Consider the following 15,163-nt stretch of genomic DNA (forward strand, 5'->3'; position numbering starts at 1 on the left):
TCGACCTCGTAAAACATCGCCGCAGGTTAGCGCAGGGAGGGGGAAATGGCACTCTTTAGGTGATTGAGGCTGGTGGTCTGAATTTGTGTCCGGCTTGAGATCGCGGCCCTCACCCCAGCCCTCTCCCAGAGGTAGAGGGAGCCGATCTATGGCGCTTCTAATCCCGAGTTCGGCTGGATATCTCAGGTCGGCGAAGATTTAAAGAACATCCCGGTCAGTCCCCTCTCCCCTGGGAGAGGGCTAGGGTGAGGGGCTTCTAACTGACACACCGCTCAATCCCATGCTTACGCAGCTTTCTATAAAGCGTATTGCGACTCACGCCCAACCGTTGCGCCGTATGGGTCATGTGCCAGCGCGTCTGCTCCAGCGCATCAAGCAAAGCCACGCGTTCGGCATCTTCCAGCGGCTGCTCAGAGGGAGCAACCTCCAACACTTGCGGGCGCACCTGCCGAATCATCGCCGGCAAATCCTCAACCCCGACCCGCCCGTCATCACACAACGCCGCCAGCGTGCGCAGCACATTGCGCAATTGCCGGACATTCCCCGGCCAGTTGAACGCCAGCAACGCCTGACGCGCCGCCTCGTCGATCACCACCGTTTCCCCGCCGGCCTCTTCGGCCAGCAGAAAATCCAGCAGCTCGGATTTATCACTGCGCTCACGCAACGCCGGCAGCGCTACTTCCAGCCCATTGAGCCGGTAATACAGATCCTCACGGAAACTGCCGTCCTCGACTCGCGCCAACAGATTGCGGTGAGTCGCGCTGATGATCCGCACATTGACCGCTTCCGGTTCGCCGCCAATCGGCACCACTTGCCGGTCTTCCAGCACCCGCAACAAACGGGTCTGCAAGGCCAGCGGCATGTCACCGATCTCGTCGAGGAACAAGGTGCCGCCATCGGCCTGCTGCAACTTGCCGCGCATGCCGTCCTTGCGTGCGCCGGTGAAACTGCCGCCGCGATAGCCGAACAGTTCGCTCTCGATCAGGCTCTCGGGAATCGCCGCGCAATTGAGGGCGACGAAGGCTTTACCGCAGCGCTGACTGGCTTGATGCACCGCTTTGGCGAATGCCTCTTTGCCGGAACCGGTTTCGCCGTTGATCAGCAGCGGGACGTCGCGCTCGAACACGCGCAAGGCTTTGCGGAAGTCCGCTTGCAGCGCCGCATCGCCCAGGCAAATACCTGACAGTCGCGGGGTTTCGACGATTGCGGGGGCGGGAACAACCGGCAACGGCCGCCTGCTCTCACCACGCAGTACCGCAAACAAATGCCGACCATCACGCGTGCGCAACGGCCAACTGGCGCTGGCATTGGCAGTCGCGCGGCCAAGCAAATCATCCAGCGAACAATCGAAAAACGCCTCCACCGGTTTACCCAGCAAGCCGCCGCGAATGTGCCCGAGCAGATTCAATGCGCTCTGATTTACCGCACTGATCCGCCCTTCCCCGTCGAACGCCAGCAGCCCTTCGCTGAACAGCCCGACCGATTCGGCCTGTAAGTGAAAACGCAGCAACCATTGGTTATCGAAGCAACGTAGGAAGTAGCAGCTCTCGATCATCTTCGCCGACAGATTGACCAGCGCCATAGTGTGGAACTGGCTCTGCCGCGACACATCATGCCGGGCAGATGAAACGTCGAGCACCGCCAGCAGTTCGCCATGCGGGTCGAACACCGGGCTCGCCGAACAGGTCAGGCCGGTGTGGCGACCGCGAAAGTGTTCATCCTGGTGGATGGTCAGCGCCTGACGCTCGACCAGACAGGTGCCGATGCCGTTGGTGCCTTCGCAGGCTTCGCTCCAGTCAGCACCCAGCCACAGGCCGGAGCGTTCGAAAATCTTGCGTTCGGCGGGGGCAGTGACGCAGTTGAGGATCACCCCGCGCGCGTCGGTCAGCAGTACCGCGTGGCCGGCGCCGGAGAGTTGTTGATGCAGGCTGCTCATCTCGCTGCCGGCAATCTGCAGAACCTGTTGCAGACGTTCGCGGCTCTCGAGTACGCGCCCATGCTCAAGCACGGTCGGCGCGATGCTCAGGGCCGGGTCGAGGTGGTAGTCCTCAAGACAGCGCAGCCACGAGCGGGCAATCGATGGATCAGCGCCCGGCCCGTGTAAATGGGGTTTGCCCTGGGTGGCGGTGAGAACCTGCTGGGCATGGCGACTCAAATGGTTATCGTGCATTTCTTATTATTCTCCCCGGAGCTTGTGGCGAGGGAGCTTGCTCCCGCTCGAGTGCGAAGCGCTCGCCAAAAACCTGATGGCAGATGTTTGTTCAGGGTCGCTTCGCAACCCAGCGGGAGCAAGCTCCCTCGCCACAGGTTGATCAGCATCCTCCTGCGACCGACGCTTTGCAATGCTGGCAAGACCACCCGGTCACAGCCTGTGCCAGAAGCGGTACAAACTGTCACCCCGACTGTACCGAAACCGTCACAGCCGCCGTCCGCCGGCCCGACAAAAATCGTGCAACGCCTTGATTTGCCTGACCTGCAAGGCAGTGGCCCGACCTTTGCTCTACGCTTATAACAAGCGCTCATGCGCGTCTCTCTTATAAGTACAACAAGCCAAGGAGAATAATCATGCTTTATGCTCATCCCGGTACTGAAGGCGCCAAAGTCTCGTTCAAAAGCAAATATGGCAACTACATTGGCGGCGAATTTGTAGCGCCAGTCAAAGGTCAGTACTTCACCAACACCTCGCCAGTTAACGGCCAACCGATTGCCGAATTCCCGCGCTCCACTGCCGAAGACATCGACAAGGCACTGGACGCCGCCCACGCCGCTGCCGATGCCTGGGGTTCGACCTCAGTGCAGGCGCGTTCGCTGATCCTGCTGAAAATCGCCGACCGCATCGAACAGAACCTCGAACTGCTGGCGATTACCGAAACCTGGGACAACGGCAAAGCCATCCGCGAAACCCTCAACGCCGACATTCCGCTGGCCGCCGACCACTTCCGCTATTTCGCTGGCTGCCTGCGCGCTCAGGAAGGCAGCGCCGCCGAAATCGACGGCAACACCGTGGCTTATCACATCCATGAACCGCTGGGCGTGGTCGGCCAGATCATCCCGTGGAACTTCCCGATTCTGATGGCCGCGTGGAAACTTGCCCCGGCCCTGGCGGCGGGTAACTGCGTGGTACTCAAGCCGGCCGAGCAAACCCCGCTGGGCATCACCGTGCTGATGGAACTGATCGGCGATCTGCTGCCGCCAGGCGTGCTCAACGTTGTGCAGGGTTACGGCAAAGAAGCCGGCGAGGCGCTGGCCACTAGCAAACGCATCGCCAAGATTGCCTTCACCGGCTCGACCCCGGTCGGTTCGCACATCATGAAATGTGCTGCGGAAAACATCATTCCGTCGACCGTGGAACTGGGCGGCAAGTCGCCGAACATCTTCTTCGAAGACATCATGCAGGCCGAGCCGACTTTCATCGAAAAAGCCGCCGAAGGCCTGGTGCTGGCGTTCTTCAACCAGGGCGAAGTCTGCACCTGCCCTTCACGCGCGCTGGTTCAGGAATCGATCTACGACGAGTTCATGGCCGTCGTGATGAAGAAAGTCCTGCAAATCAAACGCGGCGACCCGCTCGACACCGACACCATGGTCGGCGCGCAGGCGTCCGAGCAGCAATTCGACAAGATTCTGTCCTATCTGGAAATCGCCAAGGGCGAAGGCGCCGAGCTGCTGACCGGCGGCAAGGTGGAAAAACTCGAGGGCAGTCTGGCGACCGGCTATTACATCCAGCCGACCCTGCTCAAGGGCACCAACAAAATGCGTGTGTTCCAGGAAGAAATCTTTGGCCCGGTGGTGAGCATTACCACCTTCAAGGACGAAGCCGAAGCGCTGGCCATCGCCAACGACACCGAGTTCGGCCTCGGCGCCGGCCTGTGGACTCGCGACATCAACCGCGCCTACCGCATGGGCCGCGCGATCAAGGCTGGCCGCGTATGGACCAACTGCTACCACCTGTACCCGGCGCACGCCGCGTTCGGCGGCTACAAGAAATCCGGCGTCGGCCGTGAAACCCACAAAATGATGCTCGACCATTATCAGCAGACCAAAAACCTGCTGGTGAGTTACGACATCAATCCGCTGGGCTTCTTCTAACAACCTGCGGACAACTCGCTCTCTCTGGGGGAGCGAGTTTTGCTCTGCGGGATCTGCGTCAACCCGGCAGTGTCAGCCGGGACCATAAAAAACAATAAGAATGGTGAACCTTATGCCTGGCGAATCCCCAGCTGGCGCTCCGGCGACCGGCTCCTCCGTCGATTTCGAAAAAGTCGGCTCGGACTACTTCCAACAACGCGAACTGAAAAAAGGTGCTGCCGGCTGGATATTGCTGGTGGGCCTGGGCGTGGCCTACGTGATCTCCGGCGACTACGCCGGCTGGAACTTCGGCCTGGCGCAAGGTGGCTGGGGCGGCATGTTCCTCGCTACGCTGCTGATGGCCACCATGTACCTGTGCATGTGTTTTTCCCTGGCAGAACTTTCATCGATGATCCCGACCGCCGGTGGCGGCTACGGATTTGCCCGCAGTGCATTCGGCCCTTGGGGCGGCTTCCTCACCGGCACCGCGATCCTCATCGAATACGCCATCGCCCCCGCCGCTATCGCGGTGTTCATCGGCGCCTATTGCGAGTCGTTGTTCGGTATCGGCGGCTGGGTGATTTACCTGGCGTTCTACATCATTTTTATCGCCATCCACATTTTCGGGGTTGGCGAAGCGCTGAAGCTGATGTTTGTGATTACAGCCGTCGCCGCGCTGGCACTCGGGGTGTTTCTAGTGGCGATGGTGCCGCACTTCGATGTGGCCAACCTGCTCGACATTCCCGTGACCACTGCGGTGGGCGCCAGCAGTTTCCTGCCGTTCGGTTACGTCGGTGTGTGGGCCGCGATTCCGTACGCAATCTGGTTTTTCCTAGCCGTCGAAGGCGTGCCACTGGCCGCTGAAGAAACCAAGAATCCCAAGCGCGACCTGCCGCGCGGCTTGATCGGCGCCATGCTGGTGCTGCTGGCCTTTGCCCTGCTGATTTTGATCGTCGGCCCCGGCGGCGCGGGTGCCAACTCGCTGCTGACATCCGGCAATCCACTGGTGGAAGCGCTGACTAAAGCCTACGGCGGTTCGACGTGGATGGGCAGCTTCGTCAATCTGGTCGGTCTGGCCGGGCTGATCGCCAGTTTCTTCTCGATCATCTACGCCTACTCGCGGCAGATTTTCGCCCTGTCGCGCGCCGGCTACCTGCCGCGCAAACTGTCCGAAACCAATAAAAGCAAGGCTCCGGTGCTGGCTCTGGTTATCCCCGGCATTATCGGTTTCGGCCTGTCATTGACCGGTCAGGGGGATTTGCTGATTCTGGTGGCGGTGTTCGGCGCGACCATTTCCTACGTGCTGATGATGGCCGCGCACATCACCCTGCGCATCCGTCGCCCCAAAATGGATCGGCCATACCGCACGCCGGGCGGCATTTTCACCTCCGGCGTCGCGCTGGTCCTGGCGTGCATCGCCGTAGTCGCAGGTTTCTTGGTCGATCCACGGGTGGTGATCGGCGCCGCAGTGATCTATGGAGTGTTAATTGCTTACTTTGCTTTCTACAGTCGACATCACTTGGTAGCAGGCACGCCGGAAGAAGAGTTTGCGGCGATTCAGAAAGCTGAAGAAGCCCTGCACTGACAGCCGAAATCACGGCGCAGGTCTGCCCTGCGCCGTCACGGAGAATTCTGTATGGCGAGTTTTGCTCACACGGTCGGCGCCCAGACCTACCGCTTCGACAGCCTCAAGGACGTGATGGCCAAGGCCAGTCCGGCGCGTTCCGGAGACTTTCTGGCGGGCGTCGCCGCGCTCAATGATGGCGAACGAGTCGCTGCGCAAATGGCGCTGGCCGACATTCCGCTCAGTTATTTCCTACAGGAAGCGCTGATTCCTTACGAAGCCGATGAAGTCACCCGACTCATCATCGATACCCATGACAAACAGGCCTTCGCGGTGGTTAGCCATCTCACGGTCGGCGGCTTCCGTGACTGGCTGTTGAGCGACGCTGCCGATGAAGACAGCTTGCGCGCCCTCGCTCCGGGATTGACCCCGGAAATGGTCGCCGCCGTGTCGAAAATCATGCGTGTGCAGGATCTGGTATTGGTCGCGCAGAAGATCCGTGTCGTCACAAAGTTTCGCGGCACCCTCGGCCTGCGCGGACGCTTGTCCACAAGGCTGCAACCCAATCATCCGACCGACGAACCCGCCGGGATCGCCGCAAGCATTCTCGACGGCCTGCTCTACGGCAACGGCGACGCAATGATAGGGATCAACCCGGCCACCGACAGCATCGCCTCGATCTGCGCGATGCTGGAAATGCTCGACGCGATCATCCAGCGCTACGACATCCCGACCCAGGCCTGCGTGCTGACCCACGTCACCACCTCTATAGAAGCGATCAACCGGGGTGTGCCACTGGATCTGGTGTTCCAGTCGATCGCCGGCACCGAAGCCGCCAACGCCAGTTTCGGCATCAATCTGAATATCCTTCAGGAAGGCTACGATGCCGGGCTGAGCCTGAATCGCGGCACCCTCGGGCAGAATCTGATGTATTTCGAGACCGGTCAGGGCAGTGCGCTGTCGGCCAACGCCCACCACGGCGTCGATCAACAGACCTGCGAGACCCGGGCCTACGCCGTGGCGCGACATTTCAAGCCGTTTCTGGTGAACACCGTCGTAGGATTTATCGGCCCGGAGTACCTGTACAACGGCAAACAGATCATCCGCGCCGGCCTCGAAGACCACTTCTGTGGCAAGTTGCTCGGCGTGCCGATGGGCTGCGACATCTGCTACACCAACCACGCCGAAGCCGACCAGGACGACATGGACACCCTGCTGACCCTGCTCGGTGTGGCTGGAATCAACTTCATCATGGGCATCCCCGGCTCCGACGACATCATGCTCAATTACCAGACCACCTCGTTCCACGACGCGCTCTATGCGCGCCAGACCCTGGGCCTGAAACCGGCGCCTGAGTTCGAGACGTGGCTGGCGAACATGGGCATCTTTACCCAGGCGGACGGCAAGGTCCGCTTCGGCAACAACCTGCCGCCGGCCTTTCGCCACGCGCTGGCGCAACTGGGATGAGTGATATGGATAAAACGCCGGTCGATCCACAAAACCCATGGCTTGAGTTGCGCCGCCTGACCCCGGCGCGCATCGCACTGGGCCGCACTGGCACCAGTTTGCCAACCCGTGCGCAGCTGGATTTTCAGTATGCCCATGCTCAGGCGCGGGACGCGGTGCATTTGCCGTTCGATCACGCCGCGCTCAGTGCGCAAATGACTGAGCGTGGACGGGACAGCCTGTTACTGCACAGCGCGGCGCTGGATCGAAACAGCTACCTGCAACGCCCGGATCTGGGGCGCACGTTGAGTGATGACTCGGCGCAGACGTTGCGCGATCACGCTGCGGCGCATCCGGGCGGAGTCGATCTGGCGATTGTCGTGGCTGACGGTTTGTCAGCGCTGGCGGTGCATCGGCATACGCAGCCATTCCTGACTCGTCTGGAAGAGCAAATGACAGCTGACGGCTGGTCGTGTGCACCCGTGATTCTGGTCGAGCAGGGCCGCGTGGCCATCGGCGATGAAATCGGCCAGTTGCTCGGCGCGAAAATGCTGGTGATGCTGATCGGCGAGCGTCCGGGCCTGAGTTCGCCGGACAGCCTGGGTTTATATTTCACCTACAATCCCAAGGTCGGACTCACCGATGCCTACCGCAACTGCATCTCGAATGTGCGGCTTGAGGGTTTGAGCTACGGCATGGCGGCGCATCGCTTGCTGTATCTGATGCGCGAAGCCTGTCGCAGAGGCTTGTCGGGGGTCAATCTGAAGGACGAGGCACAGCTTCACACGCTGGAGTCGGAAAGCGGAGCAGACATGAAGAGTAATTTCCTACTCGATCCGCCCCCAACCTGAACCGTTTCCGCATTGCGTTTCTGCGCTGGTTTGAGGCAGGATCGACGCACGGCCGCCAGAGGTTTCCCAACGCCGTCAGCGCACGTGAAGACAGCCACTTGAAGGACGAGACCTACTATGCGGATTATCCAAGCGACCCTCGAACACCTGGATTTGCTGACACCGTTGTTCGTTAAGTATCGCGAGTTCTACGGTTCCCTGCCCTATCCGGACTCGTCCCGGGCATTTCTCGAAAAACGCCTGCGGCGCAAGGAGTCAGTCATCTATCTGGCTTTGGCCGATGACGACGACAAGAAACTCATGGGCTTCTGCCAGCTCTACCCGAGCTTTTCCTCGCTGTCGCTCAAGCGCGTGTGGATTCTCAACGACATCTACGTAGCCGAAGACGCTCGCCGGCAGTTGGTTGCCGACAACCTGATCCGCACCGCCAAGCGCATGGCCAAGGAAACCCAGGCTGTACGCATGCGCGTATCCACCAGCGCCGACAACGAAGTGGCGCAGAAAACCTACGAATCCATCGGATTCAAGGAAGACACCGAGTTCAAGAACTACGTGCTGCCGATCAGCGACGAGCTCTGATCGCTGATAGCCGCCCATGCAGGGAGGGGCCTGACGCCCTCCCTGCATCGCGTTCATCCCCGACATTTATTCACAGTCGACATCCCCCGCTACAAAACCAACGCGCGTTTCACCTCTCAAACCGTATAATCGCGATCTTTCCGGCTTGTAAGAAAAACTACATCCGCTTGTAGGCTTACACGAAGTCAACCGCACAGGCCTGCTGAGTCGGGCCGCCAAACAGGTGTGCCTCCATGGATTTCAACCCGCTCGATCTCATCCTGCATCTCGATGTCTATCTCGACATGCTGGTAACCAACTACGGGCCATGGATCTACGCCATCCTGTTTCTGGTGATCTTCTGCGAAACCGGACTGGTGGTCATGCCGTTCCTGCCGGGTGATTCCCTGCTGTTCATCGCCGGTGCAGTCGCTGCGGGCGGCGGCATGGATCCGGTACTGTTGGGCGGTCTGCTGATGCTCGCGGCAATCCTCGGTGACAGCACTAACTACGTAATCGGACGAACGGCGGGTGAGCGATTGTTCAATAATCCGAACTCGAAAATCTTCCGCCGCGATTACCTGCAAAAAACCCACGACTTCTACGACAAGCACGGTGGCAAAACCGTGACTCTGGCGCGCTTCCTGCCCATCATTCGGACCTTTGCGCCGTTTGTCGCAGGCGTCGCCAGAATGCCGTATCCGCGCTTCTTCGGTTTCAGCGTACTCGGCACGATCCTGTGGGTTGGCGGCCTGGTCACGCTGGGTTACTTCTTCGGCAACGTGCCGTTCATCAAGAAAAACCTGTCGTTGCTGGTGGTCGCGATCATCCTGCTGTCGCTGATCCCGATGATCATTGGTGTGGTGCGCAGCCGCTTCGGTGGCTCCAAAGTCGAATCGCACTAAGCCGATGTGGTCGCTGAGCGCCTGGCGACGCAGGCGCATCCTCGCGAAGCACCCGATTGCCGACGATCTGTGGCAGCGGGTGCGCCATCTCCTGAGCTTTCTCGACGGCATCAGCGCCGCCGAAGATCAGTGGTTGCGCGAAGCCTGCGTGCTGTTCCTCGATGAAAAGCACCTGACCGCCCTGCCCGGCGTCGAACTGCATCAGGAACAACGCCTGCTGCTCGCCGCCCAAGCGCAATTGCCGCTTTTGCACCTGGGCGATCTGAACTGGTATCAGGGTTTTCACGAAATCGTCCTGTATCCCGACGACTTTCTCAGCCCGCAGCGTCATCGTGATGCCAGCGGTGTCGAGCATGAATGGGACGGCGAACACAGCGGCGAAGCCTGGCAGCAAGGGCCAATCATTCTGGCTTGGCCGGGGGTGATGGCCAGTGGTGGCTGGGAAGGTTACAACCTGGTGATCCACGAACTCGCGCACAAGCTCGACATGCTCAACGGCGACGCCAACGGCCTGCCACCACTGCACGCAGATATGCGGGTCAAGGACTGGGCCGACGTGATGCAATCGGCTTATGACGATCTCAATCGCCAGCTCGACCACGATCCAGACGTCGAAACTGCCATTGATCCGTACGCCGCCGAGAACCCTGCAGAGTTCTTCGCCGTCACCAGCGAATATTTCTTCAGCGCCCCGGACCTGCTGCATGAGGCTTATCCACAGGTGTATGCGCAGCTCAAGCTTTTCTACCGCCAGGATCCGTTGAGCCGGTTGCGGCAACTTCAGGCGCAGGACCCGGTCTATCAGGCTCACGAGTAAAGTCTGTATGACTTCCGCTACGTGGCGTCCACGGCAGAATATGCCTATAATCGCCGCCACTTTTTGGTCAATCCGGCCAAGTGTTTTTGGTCAACTAACGGGGGCACCGCCCAATGAGCTACAGCAAGATTCCGGCTGGCAAAGACCTGCCGAACGACATCTACGTCGCGATCGAGATCCCGGCCAACCACGCGCCGATCAAATACGAAATCGACAAAGACAGCGATTGCCTGTTCGTTGACCGTTTCATGGCCACCCCGATGTTCTACCCGGCCAACTACGGTTACATCCCGAACACCCTGGCTGACGACGGTGATCCCCTCGACGTGCTGGTTGTGACCCCTTACCCGGTTGCTCCAGGCTCGGTGATCCGCGCACGTCCGGTCGGCATCCTGAACATGACCGACGACGGCGGCGGCGATGCCAAAGTCATCGCAGTCCCACACGACAAGCTGTCCCAGCTGTACGTCGACGTGAAGGAATACACCGACCTGCCGCCACTGCTGATCCAGCAGATCGAGCACTTCTTCGCCAACTACAAAGACCTTGAAAAAGGCAAGTGGGTGAAAATCGAAGGCTGGGCTGGCGCAGACGCCGCTCGCGAAGCAATCACCAAGTCGGTTGCTGCCTACAAAGGCTAAGCTTCCCGACCTGCGCAATGCTTGAAGAGAACCCCGGTTGATCCGGGGTTTTCTTTGCCTGCACGACTGCGTCTTAAACAACCTGTTTATAGAGGACTACAGAAAAGTTTTATCGTGTGTAATCTCCCACAAGCACGTCTTACATCCCGTCGCAAAATTTGCCGGTTTTTTGAACGCAAGGTTTATTCAAACCGCTCTATACCGGCCGTAGACTCGTGTTTATGAGAAAGAACACTAGCGGTCCAAGATTCAAGGCACTCCTGGAAGCTGCGAACATCTCCACCACGGGATTCGCAAAGTTCTGGGGCACGGAAGCCCAAAACGTTCATAACTGGTACACCCGGGGCGTCCCCGCGTACCGCATGGAAGAAGTCTCACGCCTGCTCTCCGTCAACAGCGAATGGCTGAAGACCGGCGAAGGCACCAAAGAATCCCCGCAACTCCACGCCCCGGCCAGCAACGGCGACACCTTCGACGCCCAATCCGTCGGCGGCATCTATACCGTCACCAACCCCAACGACATCGACCTGCCGTTCTTCAAGGAAACCCCACTCGCCACCGGCGCCGGCAAAACCCACGTCATCCAGGATCCGGAGCAATCCATCCGCCTGCCACGCGCCCATCTGGAAAAACTTGAAGTCAGACCTGGCGACGCGATCTGCGCGCACATGATCGGTAACAGCATGGCCGAGCACATCGAAGACGGCTCCGTCGTCGCCATCGACCGCGGCCTCACTCAAGTAGTCGACGGCGAAATCTACGCCATCGAACACGACGGCATGCTGCGCATCAAATACCTGCACCGCATGCCCGGCAACGGCCTGCGCCTGCGCAGCCACAACAGCGCCGAGCACCCCGACGAGATCCTCCGCACAGCGCAGATCGATGAACAGCGAATCCATATATTGGGCTGGGTGTTCTGGTGGTCAACGTTGAGCAAGCGAAGGCCGGTGGTGCCGTTTCTGTGAGTTGGTTTTACTGACTCAGCATCACCCAGAACCCTGTGGGAGCGGGCTTGCCCGCGATGAGGCCCTGAAAGCCAGTTCAAATCCCGGATTGTTCCGGGATTGATCGCTCTAAACCGCACTTCAAGCTGGGAATCGGTGGCAAAACTCAGTATCCTGCGCCCCACATTCGCGCATCGATCCGCCCAGCGGTTCAGAGAGCGCCCGACGCGGCAGACCACTGTCTGACCAAGTCCCACAGCCGGACGCAAGATCCGGGTGTACGTTTTGAAGGCTGGCGCGGTTTACCAAAAATAAACCAAGCCAGTCCCCGAGAAGCCGGCCACAAGCCGGCTTTTTAATGTCTGTTGGAAAAGTGGTTATCGAGTACAACATCGCCGCTGGCTGATCAGCGCGCAATTGTGCACAAGGTGTTTGCACTATCATTCAGCGGAAAAAATCTTGGCAACATCAATGCTCAAAGCACTACAAGGACGTTCAAATTTGATCTCGTTTGCCCTGAAATTCGCCGGACTGATTTCGGCTCTGTGCTTTAGCCTGACTGCATGCGTAGGAGTGGGATTGTCGTTCCCGGAAAAAATCACACTTAAAACCGACGCCTACAAAGCGCAAAGCTCCCGCTCAATCCCCCCCCAAATCAGTAGATCCTCCCGATCAACACCCACCCGCGAATGGTGCGGGATTACTGTCTGGGCGCTGGTGATCCCGGTGCCGCTGAAGTTGCCGGTGTGCGAGTCGTATTACGAAGAATCCTTCGGCAATGACCAATTCGGCAGGGAAGCGGTTCTGCTCAACACGCAGCAAAAAGTGCCATCCCCGTTCTACGCCTGTGGTCCATTCATGGTGCTGGCACCGATTTTTCATGGTTACGAAGGCAATGCACTGTGCGGCGTTTTGCCTGACTAATCAGGTAAGTCAGGGATAACTAAACGACTTAACCAACGTCAACTCCCCCACCGCCCGCATCGGCACCAGAAAAGTCTCCATCTTCTCGTTCGGCGTCCCTTCCTCAGTAATCACCGTCACCTGCGCCGTGGTCAGCGCCTGCACCGCCTCATCCCCGCCTTCATCATCCCCACGATATCCACCGCCGTAGTAATTCACATACACCAGATACTGCCCTTTGATCGGCGCGGGCATGGCGAAGATTTCCGGGCCGTAACCGGTGGTGACGTCGACGTCCAATGCGCCGCCGTTCGGTGCGACGCGGTTGCCGTACCAGATGTGTCCGCCATCGGGCGTGACCAGGTGCAGGTCGAGGTCGGTGCCGTCGCTGTCCCACGCCAACAACACTCGCAGTTTCGCTGGGGTGGCGCCGCCGCTGGTGTTGAGGAATTGCGTGCGGTGCCGTTGCTGGCCGTCGGGGCTGCGGACTTCGACGCTGTTGCTGCCGTTGGGGAAGGAGAACGGGCGGTCGAAGCGGCCGCTGTCGTCGATTTTCAGCGGCATGCTGACGCCGTTGACGATCAGGCGGCCGGGTTCGTTGGTTTTAGCGGTGGCTTTGATTTCGCCGCTGATGCGTGCGGTTTTCGCTTGGCTGGGCGGGGTGTTGACCGAGGAGGCCGGGTAGTTGACGGTCTGGCTGAAGCTTTCGCCCTCGCCTTCGGGGGCGCCGCTGCGCCAGCCGCCGACCGGGGTGTCGAGTTTGACGCCGTTTGCGGCGCTGGCCGGCGAGAGGGCGCCGAGGGCGCAGAGCAGCAGCAAGACCTGTGGATAACGAGGTGTCATGGTCTATTCCAGCAAGAGGTGACGGGCGAGCCCTTCGATGTAGGTTTCATCCTGGCCATTGGGATGTGCTTCAAAGGCCAGGTGCAGATATTCGTGTGTCAGGTCGAGGCGATCCTGCAAGGTCAGCACGCCGCGCACGTAGATGCGCTGGCGTTCGCGGTCGACGAAGGGCCGACCGAACGCCAATTTGCACACGGCGAATGTGCTGACTTCGTTGTAGCCGGTTTCGCTTTCCAGCGTCGGACGCCAGCCGCGCCGTTGTTTTTGCAGCCAGTCTTGCGCGGCGGGCAGTGCTTCGCAGGAGGCAACCGGGTTGTCCCAGCGGCTGAGGCTGGCGCGCGGGTAGGCGTGCAGCAGAATCGCGTCGTAACGCTGGCCGGCATTGGCTTGCTCGACGGCTTGTTGCCAGGCGAGTTTGTCCGGGCCGGGTTGGTCGGAGTGATAGGTGACGCTGCTCCCGGCCAGCACCAGATCGGCTGTCCACGCGGCGATGCTGCGCGATTCGGCCGAGGCTGGACGCGGCGCGACGCGCTGGCGGGTGCTACTGTCGTCGATGCTCAGGCAGTCGCCGTTGCGCGTGGCGTTTTGCAGCAGGTAAGTACGGATCGCGATTGCCAAGGCTTTGGCAGCTTCGGCGGGTTCGGGTTTAGCTTCGCGCTCTAACACGCGGGCGACGTACTCTTCGCGATCTAGCCGTGCAACGAGTTTGTCGTTGAGCAGAAACAGTTCGCCATCGCTGTGGATATCCAGCGCATTGCCGTTGGCGAACTCGACGCGGTAGTCGCCCTGCAACGGGCCAGAAACCGCAACCCGTTCACCCGCCAAAACCCGACTTAACGGGTAACGCGAAAACAACCCGACCTCAACGCAACGCCCGGCATCCGCCGGCCATCCAGCAGGCAACACGGTAGAAAGTGCCGAACCGTAATGCCGCAGAACCATCTGACTGGTGCCACGCCCACCGGCCCAGACCGGTGAGCCATCCGCCGTCCAACCGGCAAATCCGCCCTGCCGTGATTGCGGGTCCTGATCCCCCAGCCAGCTCCAGGTTTTCACCCGCAAACGTCCGCCGAGTTCACCGACGACGTTACCGTCCGCCGCGTTTAGCACCACGTCGAGCAACACGCGACGCATCTGCTCTTGCGCCGGCAGCCAAGCCAGAACGCTCAATAATTCAGCCACAGAAACCCGGCTGGCCGGTTGCACCGAAGGCAAATCCAGCAACCACGATGGCGCATTCTTCGCCTGCCAATACTCACGCCAATCAGCAGCGGAAATCCCCAGTCGCGCAGGCTCGAAATACAGCCCGCAGGATTTCACCAACGCCTGATCACGCTCGATCTTGCCGCCAGCCGTGCAGCAATAAACTTCTTCTTTCGACTGCCCGCGACACTCGTAGGCAGGCTCGCGCGCGCCGGTATCCACCAGCCACGCGTAGACAAACAGCTTCCACAGACTGCCCAGCGGCGTATCCAGCGAGTTCGGCAAAGGCTCACGGGCGATCAGCTGCGTCTGATTCAACGTCAGCAACTCGCCCTTGTACGCCACCCGCAACGATTCGTCCTGCGCCGTCGCCAGCGCAGGAAGCATACACAGCAGCAGCCAGACCAGCGGCCGGGTCAT

General features: G+C 60.0%; 13 protein-coding genes. 10 read left to right on the forward strand and 3 right to left on the reverse strand.

The genetic code is table 11. The annotated features are described in order from the left end of the window. Nucleotides 1–256 precede the first annotated feature (256 nt). Nucleotides 257–2,170: a sigma-54-dependent Fis family transcriptional regulator gene (locus ACP7EE_RS14560; protein ID WP_426234999.1), complete on the reverse strand. Its 1,914-nt coding sequence runs from the start codon at nucleotides 2,168–2,170 to the stop codon at nucleotides 257–259. 395 nt (nucleotides 2,171–2,565) lie between these two features. Here ACP7EE_RS14560 and exaC point away from each other — a divergent pair, with 395 nt between their 5' ends. The 10 genes from exaC to ACP7EE_RS14610 all read left to right on the forward strand — a co-directional run bounded on the left by exaC (nucleotide 2,566) and on the right by ACP7EE_RS14610 (nucleotide 12,718). Continuing rightward, nucleotides 2,566–4,086: an acetaldehyde dehydrogenase ExaC gene (gene exaC, locus ACP7EE_RS14565; protein WP_420648553.1), complete on the forward strand. Its 1,521-nt coding sequence runs from the start codon at nucleotides 2,566–2,568 to the stop codon at nucleotides 4,084–4,086. A gap of 112 nt (nucleotides 4,087–4,198) precedes the next feature. After that, complete coding sequence (gene eat / locus ACP7EE_RS14570) at nucleotides 4,199–5,650, forward strand: ethanolamine permease (protein ID WP_426235000.1); 1,452 nt, start codon at nucleotides 4,199–4,201, stop codon at nucleotides 5,648–5,650. Between the two features lie 51 nt (nucleotides 5,651–5,701). Next, nucleotides 5,702–7,096, forward strand: coding sequence for an ethanolamine ammonia-lyase subunit EutB (locus ACP7EE_RS14575; RefSeq protein WP_426235001.1), 1,395 nt, complete (start codon nucleotides 5,702–5,704; stop codon nucleotides 7,094–7,096). Continuing rightward, a complete protein-coding gene (gene eutC, locus ACP7EE_RS14580; RefSeq protein WP_426235002.1) occupies nucleotides 7,093–7,926 on the forward strand; it encodes an ethanolamine ammonia-lyase subunit EutC in 834 nt (277 codons plus the stop codon). The genes ACP7EE_RS14575 and eutC overlap by 4 nt, the downstream gene beginning before the upstream one ends. Before the next feature lie 117 nt (nucleotides 7,927–8,043). Beyond that, on the forward strand, nucleotides 8,044–8,505 hold the full coding sequence (locus ACP7EE_RS14585; protein ID WP_007968150.1) for a GNAT family N-acetyltransferase: 462 nt from the start codon (nucleotides 8,044–8,046) through the stop codon (nucleotides 8,503–8,505). Between the two features lie 233 nt (nucleotides 8,506–8,738). Then, complete coding sequence (locus ACP7EE_RS14590) at nucleotides 8,739–9,389, forward strand: DedA family protein (RefSeq protein WP_426235003.1); 651 nt, start codon at nucleotides 8,739–8,741, stop codon at nucleotides 9,387–9,389. Between the two features lie 4 nt (nucleotides 9,390–9,393). After that, a complete protein-coding gene (locus ACP7EE_RS14595; protein ID WP_426235004.1) occupies nucleotides 9,394–10,206 on the forward strand; it encodes a zinc-dependent peptidase in 813 nt (270 codons plus the stop codon). Between the two features lie 113 nt (nucleotides 10,207–10,319). After that, complete coding sequence (gene ppa / locus ACP7EE_RS14600; RefSeq protein ID WP_003205933.1) at nucleotides 10,320–10,847, forward strand: inorganic diphosphatase; 528 nt, start codon at nucleotides 10,320–10,322, stop codon at nucleotides 10,845–10,847. 221 nt (nucleotides 10,848–11,068) lie between these two features. Next, nucleotides 11,069–11,815, forward strand: a complete 747-nt coding sequence (locus ACP7EE_RS14605; RefSeq protein ID WP_426235005.1) for a S24 family peptidase — start codon at nucleotides 11,069–11,071, stop codon at nucleotides 11,813–11,815. A 450-nt stretch (nucleotides 11,816–12,265) separates the two neighbouring features. After that, nucleotides 12,266–12,718: a hypothetical protein gene (locus tag ACP7EE_RS14610; protein WP_426235006.1), complete on the forward strand. Its 453-nt coding sequence runs from the start codon at nucleotides 12,266–12,268 to the stop codon at nucleotides 12,716–12,718. 9 nt (nucleotides 12,719–12,727) lie between these two features. On the opposite strand, the gene ACP7EE_RS14615 is transcribed toward ACP7EE_RS14610, so the two are convergent. Next, entirely contained in the window at nucleotides 12,728–13,540 is an 813-nt protein-coding gene (locus tag ACP7EE_RS14615) for a YfaP family protein (RefSeq protein ID WP_426235007.1), read from the reverse strand. Between the two features lie 3 nt (nucleotides 13,541–13,543). Next, nucleotides 13,544–15,163 (reverse strand): DUF2300 domain-containing protein, encoded by a 1,620-nt coding sequence (locus ACP7EE_RS14620; protein ID WP_426235008.1) that lies wholly within the window; start codon nucleotides 15,161–15,163, stop codon nucleotides 13,544–13,546.

Origin of the sequence: Pseudomonas sp. TWP3-2, assembly GCF_049897765.1 — a bacterium.
In the GTDB taxonomy this organism is placed as follows: Bacteria; Pseudomonadota; Gammaproteobacteria; order Pseudomonadales; family Pseudomonadaceae; genus Aquipseudomonas.